This window comes from Cellulomonas chitinilytica (genome assembly GCF_016862675.1).
GTDB classification, from domain to species: domain Bacteria; phylum Actinomycetota; class Actinomycetes; order Actinomycetales; family Cellulomonadaceae; genus Cellulomonas; species Cellulomonas chitinilytica.
The window spans coordinates 75,044-88,824 of the sequence record NZ_BONK01000002.1; the positions used below are offsets into that span (position 1 = coordinate 75,044).

The 13,781-nt window shown below is 73.3% G+C and carries 13 protein-coding genes; 7 read left to right on the plus strand and 6 right to left on the minus strand.

Going from position 1 to position 13,781, the window contains the following annotated elements; all coding sequences use genetic code 11:
- Nucleotides 1-146: 146 nt before the first annotated feature.
- Nucleotides 147-2,891: a pyruvate dehydrogenase (acetyl-transferring), homodimeric type gene (aceE, locus tag Cch01nite_RS02895; RefSeq protein ID WP_203748353.1), complete on the plus strand. Its 2,745-nt coding sequence runs from the start codon at nucleotides 147-149 to the stop codon at nucleotides 2,889-2,891.
- Between the two features lie 61 nt (nucleotides 2,892-2,952).
- Here the strand turns inward: aceE and Cch01nite_RS02900 are convergent, their stop codons facing one another.
- Nucleotides 2,953-3,642 carry a hypothetical protein gene (locus Cch01nite_RS02900; RefSeq protein ID WP_239069800.1) on the minus strand — a complete coding sequence of 230 codons (690 nt, stop codon included), beginning with the start codon at nucleotides 3,640-3,642 and terminating at the stop codon, nucleotides 2,953-2,955.
- 230 nt (nucleotides 3,643-3,872) lie between these two features.
- Here Cch01nite_RS02900 and Cch01nite_RS02905 point away from each other — a divergent pair, with 230 nt between their 5' ends.
- The 5 genes from Cch01nite_RS02905 to Cch01nite_RS02925 all read left to right on the plus strand — a co-directional run bounded on the left by Cch01nite_RS02905 (nucleotide 3,873) and on the right by Cch01nite_RS02925 (nucleotide 8,779).
- Nucleotides 3,873-5,051 carry a PucR family transcriptional regulator gene (locus tag Cch01nite_RS02905; RefSeq protein WP_239069886.1) on the plus strand — a complete coding sequence of 393 codons (1,179 nt, stop codon included), beginning with the start codon at nucleotides 3,873-3,875 and terminating at the stop codon, nucleotides 5,049-5,051.
- Between the two features lie 88 nt (nucleotides 5,052-5,139).
- The gene (locus Cch01nite_RS02910; protein WP_203748360.1) at nucleotides 5,140-6,135 is read left to right on the plus strand and encodes an ACP S-malonyltransferase; all 996 of its coding nucleotides are present in this window, start codon (nucleotides 5,140-5,142) and stop codon (nucleotides 6,133-6,135) included.
- A complete protein-coding gene (locus tag Cch01nite_RS02915) occupies nucleotides 6,132-7,136 on the plus strand; it encodes a beta-ketoacyl-ACP synthase III (protein WP_203748363.1) in 1,005 nt (334 codons plus the stop codon). The genes Cch01nite_RS02910 and Cch01nite_RS02915 overlap by 4 nt, the downstream gene beginning before the upstream one ends.
- A 62-nt stretch (nucleotides 7,137-7,198) precedes the next feature.
- Complete coding sequence (locus Cch01nite_RS02920) at nucleotides 7,199-7,447, plus strand: acyl carrier protein (protein ID WP_191786067.1); 249 nt, start codon at nucleotides 7,199-7,201, stop codon at nucleotides 7,445-7,447.
- An 81-nt stretch (nucleotides 7,448-7,528) separates the two neighbouring features.
- A complete protein-coding gene (locus tag Cch01nite_RS02925; protein WP_203748366.1) occupies nucleotides 7,529-8,779 on the plus strand; it encodes a beta-ketoacyl-[acyl-carrier-protein] synthase family protein in 1,251 nt (416 codons plus the stop codon).
- 57 nt (nucleotides 8,780-8,836) lie between these two features.
- Here the strand turns inward: Cch01nite_RS02925 and Cch01nite_RS02930 are convergent, their stop codons facing one another.
- The 5 genes from Cch01nite_RS02930 to def all read right to left on the minus strand — a co-directional run bounded on the left by Cch01nite_RS02930 (nucleotide 8,837) and on the right by def (nucleotide 12,915).
- The gene (locus Cch01nite_RS02930; protein WP_203748369.1) at nucleotides 8,837-10,363 is read right to left on the minus strand and encodes an FAD-dependent oxidoreductase; all 1,527 of its coding nucleotides are present in this window, start codon (nucleotides 10,361-10,363) and stop codon (nucleotides 8,837-8,839) included.
- A complete protein-coding gene (locus Cch01nite_RS02935; protein ID WP_203748371.1) occupies nucleotides 10,360-11,217 on the minus strand; it encodes an FAD:protein FMN transferase in 858 nt (285 codons plus the stop codon). Before Cch01nite_RS02935 ends, Cch01nite_RS02930 begins: the two co-directional genes overlap by 4 nt.
- Nucleotides 11,204-11,617 (minus strand): FMN-binding protein, encoded by a 414-nt coding sequence (locus tag Cch01nite_RS02940; protein WP_203748373.1) that lies wholly within the window; start codon nucleotides 11,615-11,617, stop codon nucleotides 11,204-11,206. The genes Cch01nite_RS02935 and Cch01nite_RS02940 overlap by 14 nt, the downstream gene beginning before the upstream one ends.
- Nucleotides 11,618-11,759: 142 nt before the next feature.
- On the minus strand, nucleotides 11,760-12,260 hold the full coding sequence (locus Cch01nite_RS02945; RefSeq protein ID WP_203748375.1) for a DUF3145 domain-containing protein: 501 nt from the start codon (nucleotides 12,258-12,260) through the stop codon (nucleotides 11,760-11,762).
- A gap of 166 nt (nucleotides 12,261-12,426) precedes the next feature.
- Entirely contained in the window at nucleotides 12,427-12,915 is a 489-nt protein-coding gene (gene def / locus Cch01nite_RS02950) for a peptide deformylase (protein WP_203748377.1), read from the minus strand.
- A gap of 149 nt (nucleotides 12,916-13,064) precedes the next feature.
- Here def and Cch01nite_RS02955 point away from each other — a divergent pair, with 149 nt between their 5' ends.
- On the plus strand, nucleotides 13,065-13,769 hold the full coding sequence (locus Cch01nite_RS02955; RefSeq protein WP_203748379.1) for an ATP-binding cassette domain-containing protein: 705 nt from the start codon (nucleotides 13,065-13,067) through the stop codon (nucleotides 13,767-13,769).
- The last annotated feature ends 12 nt before the right edge of the window (nucleotides 13,770-13,781 follow it).

A 13,781-nucleotide genomic window follows, 5' to 3' on the forward strand; every position in this document is an offset into this window, starting at 1 on the left:
GTGACTTTCGGGCCGGAACAGTCCGAGAATGGGGCGACTACCCGCACCTGCCGGCGCAGCACTCCTGCGCCGGTCGGGTCGGGCCCGAGAGATGCGCGCCGATGCCGACCGGCCTCGCGCACGCGGACGAGAGGCAAGGAGCTCTGGTGGCTTCGATCGACGAGACGGGACCGCTCATCGGCGGCCTGCTGAGCCAGGTACCGGACATCGACCCCGCCGAGACGGGTGAGTGGCTGGAGTCGCTCGACGGGCTGATCGACGACAAGGGCGGCCCGCGAGCGCGGTACGTGATGCTGAGCCTGCTGCGGCACGCCCGGCAGCGGAACGTCGCCATCCCGGTGTCGCTCAACACGCCGTACGTGAACACCATCGCGGTGCACGACGAGCCGTACTTCCCCGGCGACGAGGTCATGGAGCGCCGCTACCGCTCCTGGATCCGCTGGAACGCCGCCGTGATGGTGACGCGCGCGCAGCGGCCGGGCGTCGCGGTCGGCGGGCACATCTCGTCGTACGCGTCGGTCGCGACGCTGACCGAGGTGGGCCTCAACCACTTCTTCCGCGGCAAGGACCACCCCGGCGGCGGCGACCAGGTGTACTTCCAGGGCCACGCCTCCCCGGGCGTCTACGCCCGCGGGCTCCTCGAGGGCCGCCTGTCGGAGCACCAGCTCGACGGGTTCCGCCAGGAGCTGTCGCACGCGGGTGGCGGCCTGCCCTCGTACCCGCACCCGCGCCTCGCGCCGGACCTGTGGGAGTTCCCGACGGTGTCGATGGGCCTCGGCCCGGCGTCCGCGATCTACCAGGCGTGGACCAACAAGTACCTGCACAACCGCGGGATCAAGGACACGAGCCAGCAGGACGTGTGGGCGTTCCTCGGCGACGGCGAGATGGACGAGCCCGAGTCGCGCGGCATGCTGCAGCACGCCGCCCAGCAGGGCCTGGACAACCTCACGTTCGTCGTGAACTGCAACCTGCAGCGTCTCGACGGGCCGGTCCGCGGCAACGGCAAGATCATCCAGGAGCTCGAGGCGCAGTTCCGCGGCGCCGGCTGGAACGTCATCAAGGTCATCTGGGGCCGCGAGTGGGACGTCCTGCTCAACGCCGACAAGGACCGCGCGCTCGTCAACCTCATGAACACGACGCCCGACGGCGACTTCCAGACGTACCGGGCCGAGAACGGCGCGTTCATCCGGGAGCACTTCTTCGGCCGTGACCCGCGCACCAAGCAGCTCGTGCAGAACATGAGCGACGACGAGATCTGGGCGCTCAAGCGCGGTGGGCACGACTACCGGAAGATCTACGCGGCCTACAAGTCGGCGCGTGAGCACACGGGTCAGCCGACCGTCATCCTGGCGCACACCATCAAGGGCTACGGCCTGGGGTCCGGCTTCGCCGGGCGCAACGCCACGCACCAGATGAAGAAGCTCAAGGCCGACGACCTCAAGACGCTGCGCGACTCGCTGCGGATCCCGATCACGGACGAGCAGATCGACGAGAACCCGTACCTGCCGCCGTACTACAACCCGGGTCCGGACGACGAGGCGATCCAGTACATGCTGGAGCGTCGCCGCCAGCTCGGCGGGTTCGTGCCCGAGCGTCGCTCGACGCACAAGGCGCTGGCGCTGCCCGAGGAGAAGATCTACGAGGGGCTGGCGAAGGGGTCGGGGCACCAGGAGGTCGCCACGACGATGGCCCTGGTCCGGCTGTTCAAGGACCTGGTCAAGGACAAGGAGTTCGGCAAGCGCCTCGTCCCGATCATCCCGGACGAGGCCCGCACCTTCGGCCTCGACTCGATCTTCCCGAGCGCCAAGATCTTCAACACGAACGGCCAGAACTACATGGCCGTCGACCGCGAGCTCATGCTCTCCTACAAGGAGTCCGAGTCCGGTCAGATCATGCACACGGGCATCAACGAGGCCGGGTCGGCCTCGGCCTTCCAGGCCGTCGGGACGTCGTACGCGACGCACGGCGAGCCGCTCGTGCCGTTCTACTTCTACTACTCGATGTTCGGGTTCCAGCGGACGGGCGACCAGTTCTGGGCGGCCGGCGACCAGATGGCCCGCGGCTTCCTCATCGGCGCCACCGCCGGGCGGACCACGCTGACGGGCGAGGGCCTGCAGCACGCCGACGGCCACTCGCCGCTCCTCGCGGGCACCATGTCGCACGTCGTGCACTACGACCCCGCGTACGGGTACGAGATCCGGCACATCGTGCGCGACGGCATCGAGCGCATGTACGGCGAGGGCGACGGCCGCGACAAGGACGTCATCTACTACATCACCGTCTACAACGAGCCGATGCGGCAGCCCGCGGAGCCCGAGGACGTGGACGTGGACGGCATCCTCAAGGGCATCTACCTGCTCTCGCCCGCCGAGGGCGACGGTCCCCGTGCGCAGATCCTCGCGTCGGGTGTCGCCGTGCCGTGGGCGCTCGAGGCGCAGAAGCTGCTCGCCGAGGACTGGGGCGTGCGCGCCGCGGTGTGGTCGGTGACGAGCTGGAACGAGCTGCGCCGCGACGGCCTGGCCGCCGACCAGCAGGCGTACCTGCACCCCGGCGAGGAGCCGCGCGAGGCGTACCTCACGCAGAAGCTGGCCGGCGCGGAGGGGCCGTTCGTCGCGACGACGGACTACGACCACCTGGTCGCCGACCAGGTGCGTGCGTGGATCCCGGGCACGTACGCGACGCTCGGTGCGGACGGGTTCGGGTTCTCCGACACCCGTGCGGCCGCGCGTCGTCACTTCAAGATCGACGGTCCGTCGACGGCGGTGCGCGTGCTGCAGCAGCTCGCGCGCACGGGCGCCGTGGCCGCCGACGCACCCGCCCAGGCGATCGAGCGGTACCGCCTGCACGACGTGACGGCCGGCACGTCCGGCAACACGGGTGGCGACTCCTGACCCTCGCGTGACGACGAAGGGCCCGCGGCAGGCACGCCGCGGGCCCTTCCTCCGTCCGGGGTCAGGTGCCGGGGATCGTCTGCTCCGCCTCGGCGACGAGGTGCGCCAGCTCGGTGCGCAGACCGGCCACGGCGGCCTGGTCCGGGTACAGGTCGAGCGCCATGATGTGCTGCTTCGCGTCGAGCGGACGCCCGGCCTCGATCGCGGCGAGCACGAGCTGACGGGCGACCTCGGGGTCGTGGTCGCGGGGGTGCCAGTGACCTACGCCGAGGCCGAGCGCGTCGACGGGGAGGCCGGCGCCGCGCAGCAGCGTGAGCGCGTCGACGAGGGCCTTGCCCGACGGGTCGCGCTCGACGGCCGTCGTGAGGCGCCGCAGCGTGCCCTCGTGGTCGTCGCGCACGGACAGCCGCGCGATCTCGATGAGCGGGTACCAGGCGCGCGGGTTGCCGGCGAGCTCCTCGCCGAGCGCCCAGACGGCCAGGTCGGCCGCGCGCTCCCGCTCGTCCGGCGTGGGCTCGGCCGCCAGTGGGTCGTCCGTCGAGCCCGAGGACTCGGCGGCGCGGCGGCGGACGATCTCGGCGAGGGCACGGAACGCCCGCTCGTTGTTGGGGTCGTCGCTGAGCATCGACCGCAGGGCGTCCTCGTGCAGGGTGTCCCCGCGCCGCGCAGCCTTCGTCGGACGGCGGGCGCCGACGCGCGACGCCGAGGACGGTCGACGTATGAGCTGGCGCAGTCGAGGCAGCAGAGCCATGTCGAGACCTTATCCGCCAAGGGACGAAACGCACCCTGACTCCGGTCGTGAGAACGGACACTCGCGTGCGCACGTTTGTCGACTTCCCACAAGCAGCCTCCTATGCTCACCCCATGCCGACGACCCCGCCCGAGGCCGACAGCGCCGCCGCCGCGCCGGTGACCGCCGCACCGGCCACCGAACCCGCACCCGCGCGCACGTCGTCGTCCGCGCGGCTGCGCACCGCGCCGATGGACTCCCGCACCGGTGCCGAGACGCAGCGCCGGGTCCGCGAGGGCGCAGGCCTCCTCGCGGGTGCCGCGATGCGGCGTCTCGACGAGGACCTCGAGTGGTACCGCGCACTGCCCGCGGAGGACAGGTCGTGGGTCGGGCTCGTCGCGCAGGCCGGCATCACGGCGTTCGTCACGTGGTTCGCCGACCCGACGCGCCCGCCGCACGGCGTGAGCGACATCTTCGCGGCCGCCCCGACCGAGCTGACCCGGTCCATCTCGCTGCAGCACACGCTCCAGCTGGTCCGGGTCGTCGTCGACGTCGTCGAGACGCACAGCGACCGGCTCGCCGCGCCGGGCGACGAGCGCGAGCTCCGCGAGGCGGTGCTGCGGTACTCCCGCGAGGTCGCGTTCTCGGCCGCCGAGGTCTACGCCCGGGCCGCCGAGGTCCGCGGCGCCTGGGACGCGCGGCTCGAGGCCCTGGTCGTCGACGCGCTGGTCCGCGGCGACGTGGACGACTCGCTGCGCTCCCGGGTCGCGGCCATCGGGTGGGGCGGCCGGGGCTCGACGCTCGTCATGGTCGGCACCACCGCGGCACCTCTCGACGAGGTCCGCGCCGCCGACCTGCGCCGCGCCACCCGCCGCGCGGCCGACGACGCGCTCGTCGGCATCCAGGGCGACCGGCTCGTCATCTTCCTCGGCGGCGAGGGCGACCTGCGTGCGGCCGCCCAGTCCCTGCTGCACCGGTTCGGCCCGGGACCGGTCGTCATCGGCCCCGAGGTCCAGGGCATCACGGACAGCGCACGCTCGGCCCGGGCGGCCCTGTCGGGGCTGCTCGCCGCCGCCGCGTGGGAGCAGGCGCCGCGACCCGTCCAGGCCGACGAGCTGCTGCCCGAGCGGGTGCTCGTCGGCGACCCGACCGCACGGCGGGTGCTGGTCACGCAGGCGTACGCCCCGCTCGCCGCGAGCCAGGGCGCGCTGCTCGAGACGCTCTCCGCCTACCTCGGTACCGGCCGGTCGCTCGAGGCGGCCGCACGCACGCTGTACGTGCACCCGAACACGGTCCGCTACCGCCTGCGCCGGGTCGCCGACGTCACCGGCTGGGACCCGCTGGACGCCCGCGAGTCGTACGTGCTGCAGACCGCCCTGGCCCTCGGCCGGCTCGAGGCCGCGGGCGCGCACGACGCCGACACCCTCTGACTCTTTGTAGGACACGCACAAGGGTGCCGCCGAAGGTTGGTGCCCGCCGTAGGCCCGGACCGCGCGACGGCCGGGGGAAGGTGGTCGAGTGCTCGTCGTCGTCTGCCCGGGTCAGGGCGCACAGTCCCCCGGCATGCTCAGCCCGTGGCTCGAGCTGCCGACCGTCGCCGCCTCGATCGCCCGGGCGTCGCAGACCACCGGTCTCGACCTCGTCGCGCACGGCACCACGTCCGACGCGGACACGATCCGGGACACCGCGGTCGCCCAGCCGCTGCTCGTCGCGTCGGCGCTCGCGTCGCTGCGCGCGGTGCTGGACCTCGACGCCGACGCGCCCCTCGCGACGGCCGCTGCGGCGACGGTCGACCTCACGGCCGGGCACTCCGTCGGCGAGCTCGCCGCGGCCGTGGTCGCCGGGGTGCTGACGGACGAGGAGGCGCTGCGCCTGGTCGCCGTCCGCGGCGCCGCGATGGCCCGTGCCGCCGCCGTGACGCCCACCGGGATGAGCGCGGTGCTCGGGGGCGACCCGGCCGAGGTGCTCGCCGCGCTCGACGCCCACGGCCTGGTCCCCGCCAACGTGAACGGCGCCGGTCAGGTCGTGGCGGCCGGCACGCTCGACGCCCTCGCCGCGTTCGCCGCCGCTCCCCCGGCGCGCGCCCGCGTCGTCGCCCTCCAGGTCGCCGGCGCGTTCCACACCACGCACATGGCCCCCGCGGTCGACGAGCTCCGGGCGGCCGCGGCGACGATCGCCCCGGGCGAGCCGCTCGTGCCGCTGCTCACCAACGCCGACGGCACCGTCGCGCCGTCCGGTGCACGCGCGCTCGAGCTGATCGTCGCGCAGGTGGCGAACCCGGTCCGCTGGGACCAGTGCCAGGAGACGATGGTCGCCCTCGGGGTCACCGGGCTGCTCGAGCTGGCCCCCGGAGGCGTGCTCACGGGCCTGGCCCGGCGTACGCTGCCCGGGGTCGAGACGGTCGCCGTCAAGACCCCCGCCGACCTGGACGCGGCGCGTGACCTGCTCAGCCGGCACGGCAGTCCTCGCGGAACTGAGCCCTCCCCTGCGACCACCCAGGAGCAGTCGTCGTGACCCGACCCACCCTCACGCAGGCCACCGGGCCTGCGCACACCCGTATCCTCGGCATCGGCGGGGCGCGCGGCGAGAACACCGTGCCGAACGACGACCTGGTCGGCCCGATCGACTCCTCCGACGAGTGGATCCGCCAGCGCACCGGGATCGTCACCCGCCGCCGCGCCGGGGCGGGCACCGACGTGCTCGACCTCGCGGAGAAGGCGGCCCTCGCCGCGCTCGCGCACGCCGGGCTCACGGGCGCCGACATCGACGCCGTGATCCTGTCGACGGTCACCTACTTCCACCAGACGCCTGCCGGGGCCGCGATCATCGCGGACCGGATCGGCGCGACGCCCGCCGCCGCGTTCGACATCTCGGCCGCGTGCGCCGGGTACTGCTACGGCATCGGCCAGGCGGACGCGCTGGTCCGCGCCGGCACGGCCCGCAACGTGCTGGTCATCGGCGCGGAGAAGATGAGCGAGTTCGTCGACCCGACGGACCGGTCCATCTCGTTCCTGCTCGGCGACGGTGCGGGCGCCGTCGTGGTCGGCCCGTCCGACACTCCCGGCATCGGCCCGACGGTCTGGGGCTCCGACGGCAGCCAGGCGCAGGCGATCCGGCAGACGCACTCGTGGCTCGCCACGCGTGACGAGGGCGCCGGCTGGCCGACGCTGCGCCAGGAGGGCCAGTCCGTGTTCAAGTGGGCCGTGTGGCAGATGGCCCCCGTCGCGCAGAAGGCGCTGGACGCCGCCGGCGTCACCGCGGACGACATCGACGCGTTCATCCCGCACCAGGCGAACATGCGGATCATCGACCAGATGATCAAGCAGCTCAAGCTGCCCGAGAGCGTCGTCGTCGGGCGTGACATCGCGGACACCGGCAACACGTCGGCCGCCTCGATCCCGCTCGCCACCGAGCGCCTGCTCCGCGAGGGCCAGGTGTCCAGCGGCGCGCTCGCGCTGCAGATCGGGTTCGGCGCCGGGCTCGTCTACGCCGCCCAGGTGGTCGTCCTGCCCTGACCGGGCCCCTGTACCGTTCGTCCGACCCCATTTGCAGCACCCGACACACGAGGAGAAACCCCATGGCGTACAGCGAGCAGGAGATCCTGGCCGGTCTGGCCGAGATCGTCAGCGAGGAGACGGGCCTGCCCACCGACTCCGTCCTGCCCGAGAAGTCGTTCACGGACGACCTGGACATCGACTCGCTGTCGATGATGACGATCGTCACGCTCGCCGAGGAGAAGTTCGACGTGCGGATCCCCGACGACGAGGTCAAGAACCTCGCGACCGTCGGCGACGCCGTCTCCTTCATCGCGGGCGCACAGGCCTGAGCCTGCCCACCTTGTAGGTCGGTCCCGGCGGAGCCCCCGCCCGCCGGGACCCGACCGACCTACCGTCGACCTGGAGCACCGATGACCCACGTACCCGACGTCGTCGTGACCGGCCTGGGCGCCACCACGCCTCTGGGCGGTGACGTCCCCAGCACCTGGGCCGCCGCACTGAACGGCGAGTCCGGCGCACGGCCCTTCGACAACGACTGGGTCGAGCGCCACGGCCTCCCGGTCTCGTTCGCGGCGACCCTCAAGGTCGACCCCTCCGAGGTCCTCACCCGGCCCGAGATGAAGCGCATGGACCCGTCCGCGCAGTACGCGGTCGTCGCGGCGCGCGAGGCGTGGGCCGACGCCGGCTCCCCCGAGGTGGACGGCGACCGGCTGGGTTCCGTCGTGTCCTCCGGGATCGGCGGCATCCAGACGATCCTCGACGCGTGGGAGGGTCTGCTCGCGAAGCCGGGGAGCGCCCGCCGCGTCCTGCCCATGACCGTGCCCATGCTCATGCCGAACTCGCCCACCGCGTACGTGTCGCTCGAGTTCGGCGCCCGCGCCGGCGCCCACGCGCTCGTGTCGGCCTGCGCGTCCGGCGCGGAGGCCATCGGCTACGCCGCCGAGATCATCCGCTCGGGACGCGCGGACGTCGTCATCGCCGGCGGCACGGAGGCGGTCATCCACCCGATGCCCATCGCCGCGTTCGCTGCCTCCCGCACGCTCTCGCTGCGCAACGACGACCCGGAGCGCGCCTCGCGGCCCTACGACGTCGACCGCGACGGGTTCGTGATCGGCGAGGGCGCGGGCGTCGTCGTCCTGGAGAGCGCCGAGCACGCCGCCGCCCGCGGGGCCCGCGTCTACGCGCGCATCGCCGGTGTCGGCCTGTCCGCCGACGGGTACCACATCACGTCCCCCGAGCCGTCGGGCGACGGGCAGATCCGCGCCATGAAGCAGGCCCTCGAGGAGTCGGGCGTCTCGCAGGCCGACGTCGTGCACGTCAACGCGCACGCGACCTCGACCGTCGTCGGCGACCTCATCGAGGCACGGTCGATCCGGGGGCTGCTCGGCGACGAGGCCGACCACGTGGCCCTGTCGGCCACGAAGTCGATGACGGGTCACCTGCTCGGCGGCGCCGGTGCGCTGGAGACGATCTTCACGGTCCTGGCCCTGCACGACCGGCAGGCCCCGCCGACGATCAACGTCGACAACCCCGACCCCGAGCTGGTGCTCGACCTCGTCCGGGACAAGCCGCGGGCGCTGCGCGACGGCGACATCGCGGCGGTCAACAACTCGTTCGGGTTCGGCGGGCACAACGTGGCCCTGGTGGTCACCTCCGCCTGATCCTGCGACCGGCGGCCCGGTACCGCGCGTCCTCACGACGCGGGTGCCGGGCCGTCGTCAGTACCCGGTGAACGCGTCCGTGCGGACCCGTCGGACCCCGTGCCGGCGCAGCGTGCGCCGCGCGTGCACGACCATGCGGGGCGGCCCCGAGACGTAGGCGAGCCGTCGCGTGGCGTCGGGCACCTGCCGCAGGGCGTCGTCCGTGAGGAGCGGGCCGGCGACGTAGCGCCACCCGTCGGGCATCGACGCCGGCCGGTCGGGGGCCACGACGACGACCTCGACACCGGCGGCCTGCACGACCTCGACGTACGGCGGCTCGTCCCCGGGGCTCAGCAGCAGCACGAGGACGACGTCACGGTGCTCCCCCGACCGCGCCAGCGCACCGAGCTGGCTCACGAACGGCGTGATGCCGATGCCGCCGGCCACCAGCAGCAACGGCACGTCCGCGCGGCGGGGCAGCAGGAAGTCGCCGCCGACGGCGGTCGCCCGCACGACGTCACCGGGTGGCAGCGCGACGAGCGTCCGCTTGAACGAGCTCGGCGCGGGCGTGAGCCGGAACGCGACGGCCAGGCCGTCGGAGGGACCGTGCGCGAGGCTCGGCGGCGTCGCGACCGAGAAGACGCGGCGCGAACCCCGACCGTCGGGCCCGTCGTGCGGCAGGTGCAGCTCGATCCACTGGCCGGGCCGGAACCGAAGCGCCCGCTCGCTCGAGAAGGCGACCTCGCGGACCGCGTCGGTGACCTGCCGGTGCCCGACGACCCGCAGCCGCACGGCCCGCCGCTGCCCCACGGTGAACGCGAGGACGTTGCCGAGCACGAGCGCGAGCTCGGGGGTGCTCCAGACCGGGCCGACGGTGAACGGGGTGACGGTGAGCACCCCGACGAGCGCGGCCTCGGTGAGCTGCTGCCAGCGTCGGGGCGGCAGGGTGAGCGGCTCGGTCACCATGAAGGCCGCCGCGAACAGCATCGGGTACGACGCGACGCTGCTCCACAGGGCGTCCGCCGGCGCGGTCCCGCCGGCGACCTGCCGCAGCACGACCACCGTGACGGCGGCGCCCAGGTAGGTCCCGGCCAGCAGCGCGCGCCGGGTCCGCAGGACCACGACGAGACCGGCGAGGGCGACGACAGGCAGCAGTGCGGGCGTCGCCACCCACCACAGTGCCGGCAGGACGCCGAGCGGTCCGGACAGGAGCCCGACGACGAACGCACCGGCGGCGGCGGGGTTGACGACGTGCCGGGCACGCACGGCGACGACGAACTTCGACGCCGCGGCGACGGCGGCCGCCCCGGCGAGCGCGCCCAGCGACGCGGTGTCGAGGCCGGGCCGGAACAGCAGCACGAGGATGAGGCCGGTGATGACGGACGACTCGGTGTGCACCCGCACGCGCCAGACCGAGCCGCAGACCCTGCTCACGACGACCACGACGCCGACCGACACCACGACCGACACGAGGAGCGCGACCAGGTCGACGTGCATGACGTCGCTCGCCCCGAGCACTCCGGCCACGGCGACGACGGCGCCGAGCGCGAGGGACACCGTCCGGTACATCGTGACGCGGCCCAGCCACGCGTCGATCCGGGTCATGCGAACACCTCCCCCGGCAGCCCCAGCGAGTACCGGACGGTCCCGTCGGCGTGCACGCGCACGTAGGTGAGGTCGAAGGCCGCCTCGAGCCGGTCGGGGTCGGCGAAGAACAGGGCGGTGGCGAGGCCGTCGGCCACCATCGCCGAGCTCGCGACGGCCCAGGTTGCGACGACGTCCCGGGTCGGCCACCCGGTGCGGGCGTCGAGCACGTGGTGCCAGCCGTCGCCCCACCGGCGCAGGTCGACGCCCGAGCCGCACAACGCCGCGTCCCGCAGCTCGACGACGCCGATGACTCGGGACGGGTCGCCGGGCTGACGCAGCCCGACCCGCGCGGGCCGGTCGCCGGCGTGCAGGAGGTCGCCACCGGCGTCGATGAGGAACCCGTCGACGCCGCACGCCCGCAGCTCCGCGCCGACGAGGTCGACGAGCTGCCCCTTGCCCGCGGCGCCGACGTCGAGAAGCACGGGCTCCAGGACGTGCAGCAGGTCCCCGTCGAGGTGCAGCACGTCGCTCGGCGCGGGCAGCGGCGGGCCGGACGGTCGCAACGACAGGTCGGCGTCGTAGCCGAGCCGCTCGAGGCTGCGGCCGACGAGCGGCGACACCGCTCCCGCGGTCCGTTCGTTCAGCCGGTCGTAGAGGTCGAGCAGCGCCGGACCTTCCGGCGGCAGCCGGTACGTCCCGGCCTCGCGCGAGATCCGGGCGACGAGCGAGTCGTCACGGAACCGGGACCACGTCTCGTCGTAGCCGGCGATGCGGTCGTGGACGCGGGCGAGCGTGGTGGCGTCGAGCGGCCCGTCGGCACTGATCGTCCACCGGGTGCCGATCGCGTCGAACCAGGTGCTATCCGCGGGCATCCGCGGCGATCTCGTCGAGGGCCGCGGTGAAGCCCTCGGTGGTGAGCGAGGCCCCCGACACCGCGTCGAGCTCCACGTCGTCGATCGACCTGCCGACGACCTCGTCCGAGACGCCGGAGGCGAACGCCGTCTGCCACGTCTTCGACGTCGGGTTGGTGGCCTGGGGCGTGACGTCCACGGCGCTCACGACGCCGCCGTCGAGCGTGACGGAGACGTCGATCGTCTCCTTGCCAGCCGGCGACTCGTAGTTGCCGGTGGCCTGGTACGTGCCGTCGGCGTAGCCGCTGTCGTTCGCCTGGTCGGCGGTGCCGGCGTCGGCCTGGGCCGTGCACGCGGTGAGCGCCGTCGCGAGCGAGAGGCCGGACAGGAGCGCGAGCGACGCCCTGCGTGAGCTGGTCATGGTGAAGTCCTTCTGTCCCCGGGGCGACCGCCCGGTCCGTGTGGGCCAGACGGTAGGTATCACACCTTGGCGGGGGCTGGGCGTGGGCTGTCCACGTCCGAATCGCTTCAGGGACCTGCGACGACGGCCCGGGTGAGCCCGATCAGCCGACCCGGTGCAGCCACCGCACGGGCGCACCGGCGCCCGCGTACCGGAACGGCTCCAGCTCGTCGTCCCATGCCTGACCGAGCGCCAGGTCGAGCTCGGCGCGCAGGCGTGCCGGGTCGGCGGCGTGCTCGAGGGCCGCACGGATCCGGTCCTCGGGGATGACGACGTTGCCGTGCACGTCGGTCGCGGCGTGGAAGATCCCGAGCTCCGGCGTGTGGCTCCATCGGGAGCCGTCGACGCCGTGGCTGGCCTCCTCGGTGATCTCGTACCGCAGGTGCGCCCAGCCGCGCAGCGCGGACGCGAGTCGTGCCCCGGTGCCCTGAGCCCCCTGCCAGGAGTACTCGGCGCGGTAGAACCCCGGACCGGCCGGCTGCGGGGTCCAGTCGAAGATCACGCGTGCGGACAGCACGTTGCCTGCCGCCCACTCGATGTGGGGGCACAGCGCGCGCGGTGCAGAGTGCACGAAAAGAACACCGCGGGTGATCGCACCTGCCATGTCGTCCTCCTGAACGGCTCGAGGTTCGCCTTCCCCAACGACCTCGCACCCGTTCCCGGGAGTGACTCACGGACTCGCGGCGTGCAGTGGCACGCAGTCGTCGACCGCGTGCTGTGGACACTATGGCGGACGTCGCGCCGCTGCGCCAGCGACACGACGTCCGAGATCAGAGCTGTTCGCGGATCGCGCGCATCGCCTTCTTGCGGACGGAGCGCTCGAGCCGGTCGAGGTAGAGCAGGCCGTCGAGGTGGTCGACCTCGTGCTGCAGGCAGCGGGCCATGAGCTCGGTGCCCTCGACGACGACCTCCTTGCCGTCCAGGTCGGTGCCCACGACGCGGGCGTACCAGGCGCGGTGCGTCGGGTACCAGAGGCCGGGGACCGACAGGCAGCCCTCGTCGCCGTCCTGGTACTCGTCCTCGGACATCTCGACGATGACGGGGTTGAGGACGTAGCCGACCTCGTCGTCGATGTTCCACGAGAACGCGCGCAGGCTCACACCGATCTGGTTCGCGGCGAGCCCGGCGCGGCCGTCGTGGTCCACGGTCTCGAGGAGGTCCTCGACGAGCGCGCGGACGCGGTCGTCGATCGTCGTGATCGGGTCGCACGGCGTGCGCAGGACGGGGTCTCCGACGGTCCGGATCTCTCGCATGGCCATGGGCCGATCCTTTCACGGACCGCACCCCCGCCGGGGCGCGTCCGTCGCGCGCGGGCTGGTGTGACGACCGAGACATCCGGATTGCCTGGGCAGCCGGGCGCCGCCGTCCTAGTCTTTGTACTGACCGGTCAGTTCAAGGAGGCTTCGCTGTGACCGACCTCGCCCCACCCCCCGCCGTCGACGCGCGCGACCTGTCGCTGCACGGCCGGCGCGGCGTCGTCTACGGCCCCGTCGACATGACCGTCGACCACGGCAGCCTCACGGTGCTGCACGGACCGCAGGGCGGCGGACGCACGAGCCTGCTGCTCACGCTCGCCGGCCGCATGGTTCCCGACCGCGACTCCCGGCTCACCGTGCTCGGGCACACGCTCCCGGCAGAGCGCCGTCCGGTGCAGGCCGTCGCCGCGCTCGCCGGGTTCTCCGGGATCGACGAGCTCGACGAGTCACTCACCGTCGGAGCGCTGCTCCGCGAGCGGCTCGGCTGGCTCAGCCCCTGGTACCGGCGCACGCCGGCGGTGACCGCGTCCGTCGCGAGCTCCTGGCTCGGTCGCGTCTTCGGGGACCGCGCGGTGCCCGACCCCGCGACGCTCGTCTGGGACCTCGACGAGGTCGACCTCCTCCTCGTGAGGATCGGGCTCGCCCTCGTCCAGCAGCCCGAGCTGCTCGTCGTCGACGACGTCGACCAGGTGCACGACGACGAGCGACGCCAGCTCGTCTGGTCCCGCCTCGAGGCGCTCGCCGCAGACGGGCTCACCGTCGTCGCGTCGTGCGCGTCCGCCGACGAGGTCGACCGCATGCGCTGGCAGCGCCCGCCGACCGTCGTCGCGCTCGCGACCGGCCCTCACCTCGACTGACACCTCCAGCCA

Excerpts from the sequence above, each read along its gene's own strand:
- Cch01nite_RS02900 (WP_239069800.1), bottom strand. The coding sequence starts at position 3,642 with ATGGCTCTGCTGCCTCGACTGCGCCAGCTCATACGTCGACCGTCCTCG.
- Cch01nite_RS02905 (WP_239069886.1), top strand. The coding sequence starts at position 3,873 with ATGGACTCCCGCACCGGTGCCGAGACGCAGCGCCGGGTCCGCGAGGGC.
- Cch01nite_RS02920 (WP_191786067.1), top strand. The coding sequence starts at position 7,199 with ATGGCGTACAGCGAGCAGGAGATCCTGGCCGGTCTGGCCGAGATCGTC.
- Cch01nite_RS02925 (WP_203748366.1), top strand. The coding sequence starts at position 7,529 with ATGACCCACGTACCCGACGTCGTCGTGACCGGCCTGGGCGCCACCACG.
- Cch01nite_RS02930 (WP_203748369.1), bottom strand. The coding sequence starts at position 10,363 with ATGACCCGGATCGACGCGTGGCTGGGCCGCGTCACGATGTACCGGACG.
- Cch01nite_RS02935 (WP_203748371.1), bottom strand. The coding sequence starts at position 11,217 with ATGCCCGCGGATAGCACCTGGTTCGACGCGATCGGCACCCGGTGGACG.
- Cch01nite_RS02940 (WP_203748373.1), bottom strand. The coding sequence starts at position 11,617 with ATGACCAGCTCACGCAGGGCGTCGCTCGCGCTCCTGTCCGGCCTCTCG.
- Cch01nite_RS02945 (WP_203748375.1), bottom strand. The coding sequence starts at position 12,260 with ATGGCAGGTGCGATCACCCGCGGTGTTCTTTTCGTGCACTCTGCACCG.
- def (WP_203748377.1), bottom strand. The coding sequence starts at position 12,915 with ATGGCCATGCGAGAGATCCGGACCGTCGGAGACCCCGTCCTGCGCACG.